The organism is Clostridium oceanicum, assembly GCF_039521385.1.
Lineage (GTDB): Bacteria > Bacillota > Clostridia > Clostridiales > Clostridiaceae > Clostridium_F > Clostridium_F oceanicum.
Genome location: NZ_BAAACG010000009.1, coordinates 93,127 through 112,089 on the forward strand (window position 1 = coordinate 93,127; position 18,963 = coordinate 112,089).

An 18,963-nucleotide genomic window follows, 5' to 3' on the forward strand; every position below is an offset into this window, starting at 1 on the left:
AATTAAAATTTAGGGCCATCTAAATGATAGCCCTAAATTATTATTTAAATAAGATTTGCATATAATGATACTTCACTGTTTCCTGCTAATGGGTTATCTGAAGAATCTTTTAAAGTAACTAATAAGTTTACATCTAATCCTCCAGCTGGAATAACTTGAACTAAATAAGGTTTTGTAAATTGAGGGTCTATAGAACTATTAGTAGCATCTGGTGGATTAACAAAAGTATAATTAGCAGATGCTTTATTTAATGTTTCACCATCTGCACTATCAATTACAAAACTATATTCTCCTGGGGTGGTCATATTATATTGATAAGTGGCTTCACCATTTGAATCAAATAATTGAGAAAAATCTACAAATAATCTATCTGATTCATTAGCTCCTTTAACAATTTTAGTAATTAAATAATTGGTATTTAAAAGTTCATTTCCTGAATTAAATCCTATTTCATAATTTCCATTTGTTGCATCTGTAGTATCTAATGTCCAGTTAGCTGAGTCTATACTCCCAGATGAATCTTGCAATTGAAAATCAGCTTGAACAAGATCAGTAACAGGACTAGAAGCATTTTCAACATAAACTTTTACTTTTTCTATTTTAGAAGTATCACTTGCTAACGGAGTAACTGATTTTAAAGTTAAATCATAATAATTAGCCATGAAAGAACTTCCTTTCTTCTTTTATAAAAATTTCCCCTACTATATAATAGTATACTTGTCCCAAAAATGTGATTAAGATATAAAAAGTTACACTAAAATAGAGTAAGAAAATAACAAATTGATTATTAATTTATTATTTTTTTATCCCATTTTTTTATAATATATAAATAAAATTATATTCTAATATTATTATTATAATTAATGTATAAATATATATTAATTAGTAATATTTTTAATTAATTTATGCTATAATTCAGTTAAGATTGTTAAAATATTAATTAACACTCATACTTTTAAGGGGGATAAAAATGAATTCATCTATTGTTAATAAAAACAAAGGACTTCTTTTAGCACTTATTGCCTCTATATCTTGGGGATATATAGGTATACCTAGCAGAACTCTACAGTCTATTAATTTAAATTCTTGTGCCATTGCTTTCTTTAGAACCTCAATAGCTACTATACTTTTTTTAATCCTTATCATTAGAAAAAACATTAATTATTTAAAAATCAATTGTAAAGGTTTACTTGAATGTTTTGCCTATGGTATTATTGCCATTTGTGGTTCTTTCGTTACCTATAATCTAGCTATTGAACATATTTCTATAGCTCTAGCCACTATGCTTATGTTTATGTCTCCCCTTTGGGTTTTAATAATATCTTATTTCTTATTTAAAGAAAAATTCACATCAAAAAAAATTTCATCTATGATTTTAACTTTAAGTGGCTGCTTTATAGTCTGTGGTCTTTATAATCCCACTATTCTTTCAATAAACTTAGTGGGTATGGTATATGCTATTATTTGCAGTTTTTCATTTGCTTCTCAAACTATTTTAGGTAAAATTGCTGTAAAAAAATATAATCAAAATACTTTCTTATTTTATTCATTTTTATCTTCCTCTATAGCTTTATTACCTTTTATAGATATAACATCTACTATAAACACAATAGTCTATACAAATAATTTTTCATTTATAATAAAAGATATACTTATTTTAGGAGTAATTAATACTTTTATAGCTAGTAGCGCCTATACAAAATCTATTAACTTTATAACAGCTAATACTGCTAGTGTAATTGCTACCTTACAATTAGTTATAGCATCAATTTTAGCATACTTTATATTAGGTGAATCACTATCACTTATTCAAATAATAGGTATGGGATTAATAATCTTATCAATATTATTACTAGAATTTAAAAAAGAAACTTTCATTTATATTTTAAGTAAAGTAAATCTCAACAGAAAAACTCTTCATTATATAAAAAAATCCTAACTTAGTTTTTAAATAGATACTAAAAAATATTAACTAAATACATCAAAGAAACTATATTTTCTTTAATATATAATAGAACAATCTTATATATATTAATAAGATTGTTCTATTTATAATTATTAAAATTTAATATAAATTAACCTACACTTAAATAACTTCTACTTTATAACTACAAGAAAATGTTTCTCCAATGTTTAATTTTTCTATTCCTTTTTTATCTTCTATTTTACCCTTTGATTTTTCTAAATCAGGTATGCCATACCATGGTTCAATACATAAATAAGGGGACTTTGGTGAATGTTTTGTCCAAATTCCTAAATAAGGGAACCCCTTTATAGTAATTTTTATTTTCTCTTCAGTTTTACCATCTTTAATAAATATTGAATCTAAATTACTACTGTCAAATATAAGTGCATCATCATAAAACAAATCGTATTTAAGCAATAATTCTTTTTGATTTTCAATTATTTTTTTCTTTTTATCTACTATAATACCAGTTTTTAAATCTGCCATATATGTCTCTAAGTTTACTTTATCCTCAAATTCAAGATATTTATCACCTTCTCTTATATCACAATTAAATGCAGGATGACCACCTATTGAAAAATACATTTCTTTACTGTCTTTATTGTTAACTTTATATGTTATGTCAAGGATTTTTCCTTTAATCTCATAAATAACATACAATTCAAAAATAAAAGGATATTTTTTCATTGTATCTTCGTTACTTTTTAATAAATATTTTAATTTTCCATCACTTTTTTCTACAAGCTCAAATTCAGAATCTCTAGCAAATCCATGCTTTGACATTCTATATTCTTCACCTTTATATGTATATTTTCCATTCTTTGAAGCTCCTACAAAAGGAAATAATATAGGTGCATGCTTACCCCAATATTTAGGATCTCCTTGCCACAAATATTCTTTATCATTTTCCAAAGATTTAAAACTACAAATTTCTGCTCCATGACTCTTTACGGATATGCTTATTAAATCATTTTTAATTGTTTCAATCATTTAAAATCCTCCTTTTAGGTTTATGAAAATAAATACTGAATTTATAACTATATTTCTAAGCATAAAAAAATTCACTCTTTAATTGTAAAGCTTTATTACAACATACATTTTAATATTTTATTAATATCTTATTAAATATCAGTAACATTTTTGTTATATTAATGATATAATCTTATTGGTATTATTATTCTATAAATCATAAAATTGTAATATTACTTCAGGAGGATTTAGAAATGAATATCTTAAAAGATAAAAAAAATAAGGGTCTTATATTAGCTTTGGCTGCCGCTGTATTTTGGGGATACATGGGTATACCTAGTAAACATTTACAGAACTTAGGAATAACCCCTTTCTCTGTGGCTTTTTATAGAACTTCTGTAGCAGCTGTTCTTTTTGCTTTATATGCTATAAAAAAAGATTTTAAAAGCCTAAAAGTAAATATAAAAAGTTTGTTATTCTTTATGTTTTATGGCATAGTTGCTATAGCTGGATCTTTTATAGGCTATAATGTATCTATAAATTACGTACCTATAGCTTTAGGTACCATGCTTATGTTTACTTGCCCTTTTTGGGTTGTAATTCTATCTTTTTTCTTATTTAAAGAAAAGTTTACTATAAAAAAAATTATATCTATGATTTTAACTTTAATTGGTTGCTTTATGGTATGTAAAATATATAAATTTGGATCTATGTCTATAAATATTAAAGGTATTATTTTTGGTCTTGGATCTGGTTTTGCTTTTTCTATGCAAACAATTTTAGCAAAAGTAGCTGCTAAAAAATATAACCAAAGGGTTTTCTTATTCTATTCATTTTTATTTGCTTCTTTATTTTTAATACCTTTTATAAATCTAAAATCCACTATAGCAATAGTAGTAAATAGTTCAAATTCTATATTTATAATAAAAAATATACTTATATTAGGTATAGTAAATACATTTATAGCTAATGGCTCTTATATTACATCTGTAAAATATATAAAAGCTAGTACTGCTAGTATAATATCTACTTTAGAATTAGTAATAGCTTCTATTTTTGCATATTTTATATTTAATGAATCTTTAGATATAGTACAGCTATTAGGGATGATATCAGTAGTTACTGCAATAGTTTTATTACAACTAAACAAAGAAAATGTACTTAAAATCTTTAAAAACATTCATTCTAGATATAATAAAACTTTAAGTAAAAATAATTTCAATTAGATATTTAAATCTATATAATAACTTAAAGCATATATAAATAAGCTTTCTTATTTTAACTTATTCATATATGCTTCTATACTTTATTTAACATACTTTTATAACTTTACTTATAAAACAAATATCTTAATTTCAATTACATTACCCTTAAATCCTAAGAAATAAATTCTACTTTTAAACTAGCAACATCCTGATTTCATTTCTATTCTTTTTCCTGTAGAAATAGCCTTATAAAGTTGCTCTTCATTTGGATAGTTTTTAACTGAAATCACTTTCCCTGAAACTGAAATTAATGGAACTATTTTTGGTAATATAAAATCTAAATTTGATTCATCAAGTATAAGTCTTTCACCGCTATCCAACATTATTTTATTTATTTTTTCTATAAAGTCTTTTTTATTTTCTTTTGTAATTTTATAAATTTTAAAATTCCAACTAGAGTGGTACTTTTCATTAAACCTTTCTACTAATTGATCAATTGTAAATGAGTTACTTTCTCCACAATTACATCCACATCCACAACTACTGTTGTTATTAAGAAGCTTATTATTTAATACTTCATTCAACATAAAAATTTCAATTATTTTCTTATTCATACTACTTATCACCTTTCATATATCATATTTATTAAAATTAAACTGGACAAATATTTCTACATTTTCCACATCCACATTTATCAAGGTCTCCTTTTTTATATGGCACATCTCTTATAGGACATACCTTTAAACATTTCATGCATTTAATACAAATACCTGAAACTTTTTTATCCCCTATAAGTGGAGCATCTGTAATAATTGCACCTAAACTTGTTGTTAATCCAAATCCTTTAACTACCAAAGAATTAACAGGACTTAATTCACCAATTCCAGCTTCAATTCCCATTTTCACAAGGGATAAATCTTTGCTAGTTCCTTCTATTACAGTAGAATTATATCCTAGTGAATCTAGATATCTAATAACTTCACTTTGGGCTGAAATGGTACCTAAATAATCACTAAACCCTCCCATCTTATCATTACTATTTTTCTTTTTTCCTTCTGCAAAAACTATTATAGATTTAAATCCTTTTAATAATTTTCCAGGATCATATTTCTCTGGTATATTTCCCATAGTTTCTTTTGTTGTTACACCAACTTTATCAAATATATTTAATATATTTTTTATTTTTTCTGTTATATTTTTATCTTTATTAGTTACTTGTAGCATTAAAACAACTATCCTCCTTGTTATAACTTAAATTTTAAGCACTTCACTAATAAAGACGAAGACTTTAACAAAGGGTCACATTTTTACTTATAAAAAATTAACTTAAATATAAAAACTCCAATGTTTATATATATAAACATTGGAGTTTTTAATAAAACTTTATTCACATTTATCATGGCATTTTTTGCATTCAAATTTTTTCTGTTTGAAATCAACCACATTACCAAATGAATCTAACTGAAAATCACAGCATTGAAACAAAATATCTTTTAACTTAGCTTTTGCCCTTTGAACTCTCATTTTTGAACAGGATATTGTAATGTTAAGTTTATCAGAAACTTCTTTATGGGTCATTCCTTCTATATCATATAGAAAAATAGCTTCTCCATATTTTTTAGGGAGTTCAAAAATCATTTTTTTTAAACATTTACTTATCTCTTCATTCATATTATCTAATCTATCATAGTCTAATTCTTTCTCAAATTCTATAATATCAAGGGTTACATCTTTTTTCTTTCTATAATAATCAATAATTGTATTTTTAGTTATTTTATAAATCCATGAGCTAAGCTTTAATTGATCCTCTATTTTATTAATATTATTATGAATTTTCACAAAAACATCTTGAAGAATATCTTCTGCATCATACTTATTTTTCACTTTACTTTTAATATACTTATAAAGTTCATCACTAAATTCATTCCAAATACATTTAACTTTGTCCTCCATATTAGATCCTCCGAATTAAATTAAATATATTTATTATTATACCCTATATTTTTTAATCTTTACTACTACATAAAATAATTATTGGTTTATCCTTAATAAATGACTATAAAGCAATACAGAGCTCTAATAAATAGAGCTCTGTATTTAAATTTATATTAACTTTATGCTACATTTTTTGTAATTTGACTTTCCTTTCTTGTTTTAATTCTTATCCTTTTCTCTTCAGCATAAGCTACAATTAAAAGAAGTACAATTCCAATAACAAGGGCTCCATAAAATACAAAGAATACATCATTCCATCCATGTAAATGTATAGATCCAATATTTATTCCTGATGATTTAGGATCTGCTATTTTAGCTAAAGCAACTTTAGCTGTTGAATCTCCAAATAAATATCCAAAAGTACCACTAAGACCATTTGCAACTGCAATAGATTTTTTAGGAGCAAACCCTACAAGAGATACTCCAATTAAAAGTTGAGGACCAAATATTAGTGCTCCAAGGGCACACAATGAAACATTTATCATTAATACACTTGTAGCATATCTATATCCAAGTACTGCAAATCCAGTTAATACTAAACACACTACTGCTACAATAGCTCTTCTACCTTTTAATAAATCCGATACATAACCCCATGTAAGACTTCCTAAAAGTGCACCTATTTCAAAATAGAATATTGTATTTACCGCATCTCCCATTCCAAAATGTAGTTGCTCTGTAACATATAATGGTGCCCAGTTATCAATTCCTATACGTACTATATAAACAAAAACATTAGCTACACATAAAATCCAAATCCAAGGATTTTTCAATATATATTTTTTAAATATATCAAATTTACTCATCTTATCTAATTCACTATCTTCATTACATTTAGGCTCATTAAATATTTCTTCTGCTGAATTCCATCCTAATTCTTCTGGTTCATCTTTTCCAATGAATAAAATTGAAACGCTAACAACTATAGCTAAAATAGATGGAACTATAAACATTCCAGCAACATTTCCATGAAAAAATGTATTAGCTGCCCATAAAGCAAATACCCCTGCTAATGCTCCACCAATATTATGTGACATATTCCAAAATCCTAAATATCTCCCCCTTTTCTTAGTAGGTGTCCATCTAGAAATTGTAGAATAAGCAATTGGTCCACCAGGTGCTTGGAAAAATCCACTTAATCCCCAAAACAATAAAATAATACCAATAGGTTTCTTCCCTGACAATAATATAAATCCAATTATTAAAACCATAGTTGCAGACATTGCTAACAATACGGATACTACACGTTTAGCATTTTTTCCATCAACAATATATCCTAAAACAGTTTTTCCTATAGCATAAGTTATAGAAAACCCAAAACCTATATACCCTAGCTGACTAGTAGTAAATCCTAGCTGAGTCTTTAATAAAGGTTGTCCCGCCTTAAAATTATTTCTTATTAAATACATACACACATATGAAATAAAAACAACAAAGAATGCCTTTAAAAATTCTTTTAACCACTGTTTCCTTTGTACTTCAATTGGTACAGATACACTTTTTTTGTGAATACTAAAAAAATCAATTACTTTTGTCATATTACGCCTCCTGTTATAACGTTTTCATGCTATAACAAGATAATAAGTTATTATTTGCACATAAATACATAATAAATGTTTCATAAATGTAACATTTAAATCTAATTTAAATTATCCCATATTTTCATTAAATCCTCTCTTTTATTACCAGCTTCTGTGAAATCATATTCTTTATATATATTTAGTTTATAAAAATCCATATTTTCTTTTATTTTGATATCAGATCTAGTAGGCATTCCCATAGAGATTTTTTTTAAAGTATTACCTACTTCTTTTGAAGTACAAAAATCTATAAATAAATTTCCTATGTCTCCATTAGGACCATTTTTTATTTTTGAAACTGCATCTATATTCCATCCTGCATTATTAGGTATATTAGATATTATATTAAAGCCAGATTTTTTCACTAATAATTGATCCCCTAAAAAATTTATACCAATCAAATACTCACCTGTTCCTACCTTTTGTGCTGGTGTATATCCATTTATAGTAAACTTACCAACATTACTTTTTATTCCTTTTAAAAGCCTTAGAGCTTTATTTTTACCTAAAGTTTGCATAAGAGAAGCTATCATTGTATAAGCTGTACCAGAAGTTTTAGGATCTGGCATTACTATTTCACCTTTATATATAGGATTTAATAAATCTTCATAATTTTTAGGAATTTTAATTCCTTTTAAAGCAAATTCTTTTTCCCATCTATCCTTATTTATAGCAATAGATAATGGTTCTATTTCAATTCCTGTCCAGTAGCCCTTTTTATCTTTATATTGCTCTTGAATTTCACTATAATTTTCTGAAATATACCTTTCTGATAACTTTTCCTCTTTCATCATCTCATGAGCATCACAACTTCCTCCCATGAAAATATCTGCTTTAGGATATTTTTTTTCTAGCCTAACTCTTTCTACTCCTTTTTCTGTAGGCATCCTCATATATTCATAGGTACATCCTGTTTTTTCCTTAAAAAGCTCTAAAAGTGATTTGCCAACTTCATCCCTTGAAGCTACATATACTACCAAATGCTTTCCTTTCAAATCAGGATAACCATTTTTATAAGTTATATTTAAAGATTTCTTACCACAAGACGTTGTATTTAAAAGTGTAACTACTATAAAGATAAAACAAATATATTTTTTTAATTTCATGTTTTTCTCCTACCTAAAGCACATTTTAATAAATTAAAAAGCTAAAAATCAAAAATAAAATCTAATTAATTTTTCTGCATATATCATTTAAATTTCCTCTTATATATATATGTCTTCCATTTTCATCTCCCATATACTGCACAACAAAAAAATTATGATCATACACATCAATATTAACCACATTATAACTTTTAGACTTTAAAAAATCGTCATTTTCTTGATCTATGTAAACTTTTATATGTGCCGTTGGATTTTCACTTTTTGTTGTTAAATCTACAATTTCTTTATCATTTTCAATTTTATAGGATTTATAAATTATGTTTTTAATAGTTTCTTTATCTACATTTCCAAGCTTCAGTGCTTCTTTATCATTATTAGAAATTGTTACTTTATTTCTAGCATTTATAAAATTTCCTATATTCTTTGGAGTATATAAATACCCAAACAAAGTATTTTTCAAAGTATTTATAATAGGTACTTTATAGCTATCATTATATATATATTTATTCAATTTCAATGAATCCTTTATTTCAAAATCATCCTTCATTCCATTTAAATAATATATAGTTCCATTAATACTACCTTCTGTAATTTTATTAACTTGATTCTTTTCTTTCAAAGAATCATTTGTAATCTTATTCATTAGGTTCCATATTTGTTTTATAGAATTGTTATCTTCTAAAATATAACTTCCCCATATATTGTTGGAAATTTTAATTTTTACTGGTATAGACATATTAATTTTTTTTACTACTTCATCTTTATCATTTATTATTGTTACTTTATTATATAATTTACTATAATTTAGGTTAGTTACTATAATACAGAAAATTATTATAGAAAAATATATAAATATTACTTTTATCTTTCCATTAGTTTTTTTCATTTTTTATATCCTCTTGAATAAAAAAATTTGATTTATTAAAAATAATTTTTACACATGTATTTCTTTTATACTCACTAGAAATAAATATATTCCCCTTTTGTTTTTTCATTATTTCTTTACATATAGAAAGTCCTAATCCATTACCTTTATCTTCGTTATTCAAATTATATCCTCTATAAATAGGTTCAAATAACTTCTCTAAATCTTCATTTTTTATTCCTATTCCATCATCTGTAATATTCAATACTATACTAGAATTTTCTATTTTCATACTTATAGTAATATTCTTACATTCACTATATTTTATAGCATTGTCTAATACATTTAATATTACTTGTTTAGTTTTATCTTTATCTATAACTAAAGTTATGTCAAACAAATTCTTTACTATTTCTATATTATACTTTTCTAATCTAGGTTCCATAGTAGTTAAACTCTCTTCTACTATTTTCTTTAAATTACTCCTTGTCTTATCTATAATAAATTCACTCTTACCTAATTTTGATAAATATAATAATTCATCTACCAATTTAAGAAGTCTAGTTCCTTCTTTTTTTATATAAAATAGACTATCATCTATATCTTCTTTTTCTTTTAACCTTGGCATCAATTCTGAATATCCTATTATGGCTGTTAAAGGAGTTTTAAATTCATGGGTTACATTATCCAAAAAATCTTTTTGTTTTTTTCTTTCTTCTTTTAAACTTTCTATGTAGGTTTTTATATTATAAGACATTTTATTAAAAGTTTTTGATAAATCCTCTATTTCATCTCCACTTTTAATATCTATTCTATTTTCATACTCTCCAGCAGCTACCTTTTCTGAAATATTTTTCAGTTTCTTTATAGGTCCTGCTATATTATTTGAAAAAATATTACTTAAAAGCCAAGATATTAACATAGCTATAATTGCTATAATACCCATAATTATAAACATATTGTCTATGAGTTTCTTACCGCCATCTACACAATACACATACCTTACACAACCTAATGTATTATTTTTAAAATATATTGGACTGGAAAATAAAATATATATATTACCATCTATTTTTTTTACAATATATGCTTTGTTTCCTTTTATAGCATTATTTATATCTTCATCATATAAACTAAGGCTGTCCATAACTGAATCCTCTAATATTTCTCCATTTTTATTATAAATTTGTGTCCTAAACCTTAATCTGTTAGATATATATGTATTAATAAGTGAACTTTTACTTAAAAAGTTATCTTCCACATTCTTTTCATTATATTTCTCTATATAATTTGATATATAAAGTTGAGTTGTATAACTTTCTTTAGTTAAAAAATCTATAGAATTTTTTATAACATTGCTATACAAATTATTTATAGTTATTATGTATATAAAAACTATGGTAGGGATTAGTATTGCCATATTCATTAGCATAATTTTAGTCTTTATTTTTAATTTTATTTTTTTCACTAGCCCTCACACGTCCTCAAATATATTTACAACAAAATTTACAGCTAATCTTCATTAATATTAGCTGCATCTTTCTTAATATTTATAATTCTAATTTATACCCTACTCCATAAACAGTTTTAAGTCCTTGTGAATAAGGTGCTAGTTTCTTTCTAAGTCTCTGTATCAATATATCAACGGCTCTAGTGTTTCCTATATATTCATAACCCCATACCTTATCTAAAAATTCTTCTCTTGTAAATACTTTATTATAGTTTTTCATCATTAAAAATAATACATCAAATTCTTTATAAGTAGTATTTATTTCTTTTCCATCTATAAATACCTTTCTTTCATTTTTTAATATCCTTATTGACTTTATATTTATTTCATTGCTTTTAATTATTTCTTCTTTGCTTTTTCTGTTTAATCTCTTTGTTATAGCTTTTATTCTTAAAATAAGTTCTGCAGTGTTAAAAGGTTTTGTTATATAATCATCTGCCCCTAGCTTTAACCCTAATAATTTATCATTTATTTGACTTTTAGCTGTAAGCATTATAACTGGCACTTCACTGTCTATTTCATGAAATCTTTGTATAACTTCATGACCACTTATATCTGGAAGCATTAAATCTAATATAACCAAATCTGGATTTTCTCTTTTAAATTTTTCTATAGATTCCATTCCTGTACTACTAACTACAACTTCATATCTTTCTAATTTTAAATTCATTTTTACTAAGTTAAGAATGCTCTTCTCATCATCAACCACTAATATTTTCATAAAAACAGCCTCCTTATTTATGCATAGAAATTACTTTATAATATTAATCTGGTTTTAAACTAAATTAGATGATTTACTACCTTTTTTGATAAAAAACTACAAAATAAGGTAAAACACTATAAAAAGTATACCATAAAACATTAAAAGAAGACTATTTTATTTTAAAGTTCTGTTATATAAAATTCTAATGTAGCACCACCTAACCTATTATTATATGCTTTTATTTGTCCATTATAATTATTAACAATCTTTTTAGATATATAAAGCCCTAATCCAAAATGATTTTTATAATCTTCATCTTGATAAAAAGCTTTAAATAAATCTAATGTATCCTTAGTTTTAAATCCAGTTCCTGTATCACTACATTTAAAATAAATCTTTTTACTATCATTTTTATCACTATAAACTTTCAAAGATACTTTTCCTTCTTTAGTAAATCTTAAACTGTTGTAGAGTATATTATCTACTACCCTAAATAACATATTTTTATCTAAAATATATTCTTCTTTTCTTAAATTTATATGAAACTCAATAATTATATTCTTTTTTCTAATGAAGCTTTCTATTTCATTTTGTTTATATAAAAGTTCTTCCTTTAAATTAACTTTCTCTTTTTTAAAAAGAAAATTTTCTCCTTCTACTTTATAAAATAAAGATAAATTATCCGTTAATGCAGTCATCTTATCACAGTTTTTATTTATTATATACATATTGTTATCTATCTTAAAATCAGCTTCATCTTTTAAATCATCTATTATTTCAAGTTGACCTTTTATAACAGTTATTGGAGTTCTTATATCGTGTGATATAGATGAAACCATCATTCTACGTTCCTTATCTATTTTAGATAAATGTTCAATATTTTCTCTAAGTACTTTTACCATAGTATTAAATGATTTTTGAATTTTACTAAACTCTTTCCCTTCTACTCCATCAACATAAAAATCTAAATCACCATCACATATTTTTTCAGCCCCATTTAATAGTAAATCTACATTTTTTGAAATAGATTTATATAGTTTAGAAGTAAATAAAAATAAGTATATTATAAAATATATTATAGGAGAAAATAAAGCTATGAAAAATATAAGCATTCTTCCTTTACTGGTTTGAAAATTATTTTTTATAAAAGAAAAAGGAGCTTTAACAACATAAATAGCTTTTATATTGTTATCTTTAACTATAGGTATATATCTATAAATATAGTCATTACTGCATTTATCTTGATTTATAGAATTCAGTATTCTAAAATCATCATTTTTTACTGCTTTTTCCCCATACAAGTGTTTTCCTTTTAAATCTATAACTTCACCTTGAATTTTTTTACTATATTTTTTTATATCTATAAGATTTCCTTTTAAAATACTACTTCCATTTACCTCAACTTCTTTAGCTATTTTGTTTATATGTTTTATATAATGATCTGTTGTTTTAGTACCTCCTAATAACATAATCATTACAACTAATGCATATGTTATTATTGTTGTAATAACTGTATAAATAACTATCTTTAAAACTAAATTATAAAAATCTTTTTTTATAGTTTTATTTTTCATCTTTCACTTCCCACTTATATCCTAGTCCATAAACTGTACTTATATAAGATTTACTTTTATCTTTTCTTTTAATTTTTTTTCTAATATTTTTCATACTTTCTGTAACAGTTTCTAAATAGCTTTCTGAATCTAACCCCCAGGCATTTTCAAAAATTTTCTCTTTTGAAAACACTATATTTTTATTTGTAATTAAAAATTTTATGATTTTATATTCAGTTTTTGTTAACTTAATTTTTTCACCATTACAAAAAACTTCATTTGCTAAAACATCAATTGATATATTCCCAGAGGTTAATATATATACCTTTTTGTTTTTTATTCTTTCCTCTCTTCTTAAATGACTTTCAATTCTAGCTTTTAATTCTTTTAAGCTAAATGGCTTTGTTATATAATCATCTCCACCTACAGAAAGTGCTTCAACCTTATCTTCTTCTAAAACTTTAGCACTAACAAAAATTATAGGGCAAGATACTTTATCTCTAATAATCTTACAAAATTCCATTCCATCCATACCAGGCATCATTATATCTAATATAATTAAATCAAATCCCCTATTTATATTACTCAATGCTTCCTTACAACGATAAACGGTTTTAACATTATAATTATAATTTTCTAAATATCCTTTTATAGTAGTGCAAACATCTTCATTATCATCAATCACTAAAATTTGTCTGTTTTCTCCCATAGTCATCCTCCATATGTATAATAATTAATATAAGAACTTTTATTAAACCTATTATATAAAATTACTAGAAATCAAAATAAATTATCACATTGTTTATTTTATAACATATTTTACTATATTTTCAAGTAAGTTCTTTTTTATTTTATAAAATAGAAACTCTTTTAAAATTTAAATATAGTTATTACTTTATTACAAATTTATTTTTTATAGTTTAAAACTCTTCTGTATTCTAAGGTACTTTTAATTACAACTTTATATCTCTTTATCATATTTTTTTTAATAATAAATTAATTTTCTTCTACAATAAAATTATAGGGTCTATCCCACTAATAATAAATCATTCAATATATTGCATTTAATTTAAACTTATAAAACAGTATATTGTATGTTAATTTCTTAATGGAATAGCCCCTACTAAATAACTTATTAAACTTCTTAATTAATTAAATCAAATTACTTAAACATTACTAGTAAGATTTTCTTCCTTCCCACTTTTTAAACCATAAAGCTCCAATGATACATATAACCAAGAAAGATATAATTAAAATAGGCATACCTTTATAAAATTCCTTCATCATAATCATAGTACTATCCCCATATCTAGAATCTACAGCTCCTTTAAGTTTAGCTATTGGTAATATTCCTATTCTTCCACTCCAAGACCAAGGTATAAATTGCCATATTCTATCTCCCATGCCGGTCTGCATTAAAGCTCCAAGTATAGTACCACCAGCTGTTATTGCTATTGTGTGGCCCATACCAAAATTTATACTTATGATTAAATAGAAACCATATAAAAATAATACCCCTATTGTTGTAAAAAGTGTTCCTTGTAAGAATGGTCCATATTGAATATAGGCACCTTTATAAATAAATTTCATTCCTATAAGTAAAATCCCAAGAGATACAAACATATCAATTATAGTAATTAAAATTATCATAAATAACTTACCAAAATATATGGTATTTCTAGGTAATGGGCTAGCTAGTAATGCTCTAAAATCTCCAGAAGATTCCTCTCCCATAATATTAAGAGCTGTTAAAAGCCCTGCCATCAAGGTTAATCCTAAAGCTATAGTTTCAAAATAAAGGTTATAAACTTTAATTTGAAAAGTATAGTCAATTTTATAAACAGATATATAGGATAACACTAATGCTGGAAATAGTATTGGAACTAATAGTACTATATATCTAAAAGCTGTTCTTTTTGTTTTTATCCAATTTGATATGATAGCTCTCATTAAATCCATAATCTTTAACGAGCCTCCTTTTTAGCAAACCATAAACTTGTTAATATTGCTAATATTATAAATCCTACTACTGCTATAATAATTCCTATAGGTATTACTGAAGGATTTAATAAAGAACTTCCACTTTTTAAAAGTTCACCATTAGGATGTATTTTTAAAATTGGAGATATTAGTCTAACATTTATGCTCCAAGGGCATAAATACCAAAATGACTTTGGTGCAACTAAAGCTCCTCCTATAAAACCTACACAGGTTACAATTACTGATGCAAAACTTCCAAAGCTTTCAGATAAAAATAAACATATTGGAATCAATATAAGTGTTGTAAGCCAAATTATAAATACAGCTAAAAAGAGCTGATTTAAAATAACTAATAAGCTACCACGAACTAACTTAAATATTAAAAAGTATAAGATAAAAGTTAATGAAGCTAAAAATGTATAAAAAGACATAACTAAAACCTTACTAATCCACATTTTCTTTAAATTTATATCTTTAGATTTTAATGTTCTATAATTACCTGACTTTTTTTCTCTAAGAGATGAAAGTGAACATAAAATAGCTATAATAAAAGGCATAAAACAAAGGCTCCACCAGTTTATTGAGTTAGTAAAAACATAATCATCAAAGCTCAAAATTTGAATCAATATATACATTGGAGCAATATAAAAAAGCTTTTTAGAAAAAGTGTTTTTGTATTTTAAATTCTCTGCTTGAATCATATTAATCATTTTAAAAATTCCTTCTTTCTTATCTAGTTATAATATCCATGAATAATTTTTCTAAATCTTCATTTTTATTAATTTTATTTTGATATTTTAACTTTCCTTTATATATAATTCCGATATCTTCTGCTACTTCATGAACTTCTGATAAAATATGACTTGAAAAAATAATTGTTATCCCCTTATTTTTTAATGATTTAATTAAACTTCTTAAATCTTCTATTCCTATAGGATCTAATCCGTTTGTGGGTTCATCTAATATAAGAAGTTTAGGATCATTTAAAAGTGCTATAGCAATTCCAAGTCTTTGTTTCATTCCTAAGGAAAATTGACCTGCCCTTTTTCTTTCTGTATCTTTTAAATCTACAATATTTAAAACTTCATCTATTTTACTTTCCTTTATATTTAAAAGTTTTGTATGAACTTTTAAATTTTCTCTTGCAGTTAAATTACCATAAAATGCTGGTGACTCTATAAGTGCGCCTATATCTTTAAGATCAGATCTTCTCCATTTATGACCATCAATAAAAATTTCTCCTCCACTTTTATATAAAAGACCTGTAATCATTTTTAATGTGGTAGACTTGCCAGCTCCATTAGGTCCTAAAAATCCATAGATACTAGCTTTTCTTATTTTTAAATTTATAGAATTTACAGCTATTTGCCCTTTAAATTTTTTTGTTAAATTCTTTGTTTCTAAAAAATATTCACTCATTTTTTCTACCCCTATCTATATTAGTTATAAAAGAAATACTATATTGATAAAAAACTATTTATAATTTCTAACTAAAAATATCATCTCTTTTTCTTTCTATGGGAATATAGTAACAAACAAATCTAATGATTTTCTAAGGAAAATAAAAAAATAAATAAACCATACCATCATAAATGGTACGGCTTATTTAAGAGTAATATTTTTTCTCAATATGTTATTAATTTCTTTACTTATTTCTATACGTTTTTTATAAACCCACTCTACATCTAATTCTAAATTAAAAACTTTTGAAAAAGAATAATATAAATCTATTTGTTCATAATATATCTCTAAATTTTGTAAGTCTTTTATTAAACATTTAGGCTCTAATAATTTTTCATGTTTTCCTATAAATAATTCATCTATATAACTTAAAAAAGTTCCCATCAAAACTTTACTTGTAACATCAAATGGAATTTTTAAAAGCTTCCATTGTATTTCTTCTTTAAGATTATAAAACTTTATACTGTCTAAAAGAAAAACTAACTTTTCTACATCCATTTTTCTATAAAAATCTAATTTTTCTTTTTTAGTACTCCAAAGAGCTAGTTTTTCCTTTAAAGATAAATTTTTAACTTTTAGTATAGCTTCACTCGGTCCTAATACTGCCTCATTTATAGGATAATCTTCTGTTTCTATCATTTCTTTTATAAACTCACCAGTATTTTTATATCCTGCTACATAACCTACATCATATATTCCTTTTCTTCCTGCTCTACCTGCAATCTGTTTAACTTCTTGAGATGTTAAATATCTAAATTCATTTCCATCAAATTTTTTTATATCCATAAAAACTATTCTTTTTATAGGTAAATTAACTCCCATACCTATTGCATCCGTTGTAACTAAAACATTAGCTTTCTTATTTATAAATTTTTCATATTGTTTTATTCTTACTTCCGGTGGCAAATCTCCATATATTATACTGCAATTTACTCCTATATTTTTATAATAATTAGCTATATCTAATACCTTTTTTTTAGAAAAAGCTACTAAAGCATCACCTTCTTCTACATCTTTGTATCTAAAGGATTTTTCTTGCACTTTTAATTCTATATTTCTTTTATATTCTATTAATTCATATTCATCCTCACAATCTTCTATTATTTTTATTATTAAATCTTTTACATTTGCTGCTCCGCAAATATGAATTTCTTTACTTTTAAGTGCCAAAACCGCTCTAGTCCAAGCATTTCCTCTTTGATCATCACCTATCATTTGAATTTCATCTATTATTGCTACATCATATTCTTCTTTAGTGTTAAGTTTTTCTACTGTTGAACTTATATGTTTTGCTCCTTCTATTTGTATTTCTTCTTCTCCAGTTAATAAACTACACTTTACTCCTTCTTTATTTAGCTTTTCATAGTTTTCTAAAGCAAGTATTCTAAGGGGAGATAAATATATACCTTTTTTACATTTTTTTAATCTTTCCATAGAATTATAAGTTTTCCCTGTATTTGTCTCTCCTAAGTGAAGATAAAACTTTCTCTTGATTTTTCTAGTTTTTTTATATTCATCTTTAGGATTTTCAGGAAAAACCTTTTTAAACTCTCTAGATACTATAAAAGGAATATGTTTACTTATAAGAACATTTATAATACCTGATTTTAAATAACTATATTTATTCATTTTTACTATTTCATAAAAATCAAAACTAGTATTGTTTCTCTTATTATAGTTATCTACAAGCTTTATGGATATATAATCTAAAAGCTCCATGTATTTATTATAAACTTCATTGAAATCTCTTAAGTTTTTATTTCTTATCTCTTTTAAAAATTTTATCTTTTTTCTTACAGCAGCTTCATGTTCCCATAAAGAATTTGGCTTAGTATTTTTAACTATTTGTTCTATATTATTGAATTGCTTTTTTATTTTTATATAATCTCTGTTAACTGCTGTCTTCTTCATTTATACACTCCCTAGGTATTAAATATTAGATTCTATCAAATTTACTATAATATTAAATTAATATACTTTAGTATTTTCATATTTTAACTTTAATATTAGTTTATTAGATAATTAAAATTATAAAAGTAGCTATAGATAAAAAATACAACATTGCAATCC

Annotated in this window: 18 protein-coding genes; 2 read left to right on the forward strand and 16 right to left on the reverse strand. The window is 24.6% G+C overall.

The features are described 5' to 3' along the window. Positions 1–44 precede the first annotated feature (44 nt). Positions 45–662, reverse strand: coding sequence for a hypothetical protein (locus tag ABDZ71_RS09950; protein ID WP_343761262.1), 618 nt, complete (start codon positions 660–662; stop codon positions 45–47). Between the two features lie 308 nt (positions 663–970). Here ABDZ71_RS09950 and ABDZ71_RS09955 point away from each other — a divergent pair, with 308 nt between their 5' ends. Then, a complete protein-coding gene (locus ABDZ71_RS09955; protein WP_343761264.1) occupies positions 971–1,939 on the forward strand; it encodes a DMT family transporter in 969 nt (322 codons plus the stop codon). A 147-nt stretch (positions 1,940–2,086) separates the two neighbouring features. Here the strand turns inward: ABDZ71_RS09955 and ABDZ71_RS09960 are convergent, their stop codons facing one another. Next, complete coding sequence (locus tag ABDZ71_RS09960) at positions 2,087–2,956, reverse strand: aldose 1-epimerase family protein (RefSeq protein ID WP_343761266.1); 870 nt, start codon at positions 2,954–2,956, stop codon at positions 2,087–2,089. A gap of 233 nt (positions 2,957–3,189) precedes the next feature. Between ABDZ71_RS09960 and ABDZ71_RS09965 the strand changes: the two genes are divergently transcribed. Then, positions 3,190–4,161 (forward strand): DMT family transporter, encoded by a 972-nt coding sequence (locus ABDZ71_RS09965; protein WP_343761268.1) that lies wholly within the window; start codon positions 3,190–3,192, stop codon positions 4,159–4,161. A gap of 176 nt (positions 4,162–4,337) precedes the next feature. Here ABDZ71_RS09965 and ABDZ71_RS09970 read toward each other — a convergent pair whose 3' ends face one another. From ABDZ71_RS09970 to ABDZ71_RS10035, 14 genes are all read right to left on the reverse strand, one after another. Beyond that, positions 4,338–4,754, reverse strand: a complete 417-nt coding sequence (locus tag ABDZ71_RS09970) for a hypothetical protein (protein ID WP_343761270.1) — start codon at positions 4,752–4,754, stop codon at positions 4,338–4,340. Positions 4,755–4,791: 37 nt separating this feature from the next. Beyond that, a complete protein-coding gene (locus ABDZ71_RS09975) occupies positions 4,792–5,364 on the reverse strand; it encodes a hypothetical protein (RefSeq protein ID WP_343761271.1) in 573 nt (190 codons plus the stop codon). A 159-nt stretch (positions 5,365–5,523) separates the two neighbouring features. Then, positions 5,524–6,093: an RNA polymerase sigma factor SigZ gene (gene sigZ, locus ABDZ71_RS09980; RefSeq protein WP_343761273.1), complete on the reverse strand. Its 570-nt coding sequence runs from the start codon at positions 6,091–6,093 to the stop codon at positions 5,524–5,526. 161 nt (positions 6,094–6,254) lie between these two features. Then, positions 6,255–7,673 (reverse strand): hexose-6-phosphate:phosphate antiporter UhpT, encoded by a 1,419-nt coding sequence (uhpT, locus tag ABDZ71_RS09985; protein ID WP_343761275.1) that lies wholly within the window; start codon positions 7,671–7,673, stop codon positions 6,255–6,257. Between the two features lie 101 nt (positions 7,674–7,774). Beyond that, a complete protein-coding gene (locus ABDZ71_RS09990) occupies positions 7,775–8,821 on the reverse strand; it encodes an ABC transporter substrate-binding protein (RefSeq protein ID WP_343761277.1) in 1,047 nt (348 codons plus the stop codon). Positions 8,822–8,882: 61 nt separating this feature from the next. Next, positions 8,883–9,707, reverse strand: coding sequence for a DUF3919 family protein (locus ABDZ71_RS09995; RefSeq protein WP_343761279.1), 825 nt, complete (start codon positions 9,705–9,707; stop codon positions 8,883–8,885). Further along, the gene (locus ABDZ71_RS10000; RefSeq protein ID WP_486187743.1) at positions 9,694–11,154 is read right to left on the reverse strand and encodes a sensor histidine kinase; all 1,461 of its coding nucleotides are present in this window, start codon (positions 11,152–11,154) and stop codon (positions 9,694–9,696) included. The genes ABDZ71_RS09995 and ABDZ71_RS10000 overlap by 14 nt, the downstream gene beginning before the upstream one ends. Positions 11,155–11,236: 82 nt before the next feature. Further along, positions 11,237–11,917, reverse strand: a complete 681-nt coding sequence (locus tag ABDZ71_RS10005) for a response regulator transcription factor (protein ID WP_343761280.1) — start codon at positions 11,915–11,917, stop codon at positions 11,237–11,239. 161 nt (positions 11,918–12,078) lie between these two features. After that, positions 12,079–13,473: a HAMP domain-containing sensor histidine kinase gene (locus ABDZ71_RS10010; protein ID WP_343761282.1), complete on the reverse strand. Its 1,395-nt coding sequence runs from the start codon at positions 13,471–13,473 to the stop codon at positions 12,079–12,081. Continuing rightward, positions 13,463–14,161 carry a response regulator transcription factor gene (locus ABDZ71_RS10015; protein WP_343761284.1) on the reverse strand — a complete coding sequence of 233 codons (699 nt, stop codon included), beginning with the start codon at positions 14,159–14,161 and terminating at the stop codon, positions 13,463–13,465. Before ABDZ71_RS10015 ends, ABDZ71_RS10010 begins: the two co-directional genes overlap by 11 nt. 467 nt (positions 14,162–14,628) lie before the next feature. Then, positions 14,629–15,411 (reverse strand): lantibiotic immunity ABC transporter MutG family permease subunit, encoded by a 783-nt coding sequence (locus ABDZ71_RS10020; protein WP_343761286.1) that lies wholly within the window; start codon positions 15,409–15,411, stop codon positions 14,629–14,631. Positions 15,412–15,416: 5 nt separating this feature from the next. Continuing rightward, positions 15,417–16,142 (reverse strand): lantibiotic immunity ABC transporter MutE/EpiE family permease subunit, encoded by a 726-nt coding sequence (locus ABDZ71_RS10025; protein WP_343761288.1) that lies wholly within the window; start codon positions 16,140–16,142, stop codon positions 15,417–15,419. A gap of 19 nt (positions 16,143–16,161) precedes the next feature. After that, a complete protein-coding gene (locus ABDZ71_RS10030) occupies positions 16,162–16,851 on the reverse strand; it encodes a lantibiotic protection ABC transporter ATP-binding protein (protein ID WP_343761290.1) in 690 nt (229 codons plus the stop codon). 183 nt (positions 16,852–17,034) lie between these two features. Then, positions 17,035–18,804, reverse strand: coding sequence for a helicase-related protein (locus ABDZ71_RS10035; RefSeq protein WP_343761292.1), 1,770 nt, complete (start codon positions 18,802–18,804; stop codon positions 17,035–17,037). Between the last annotated feature and the right edge of the window lie 159 nt (positions 18,805–18,963).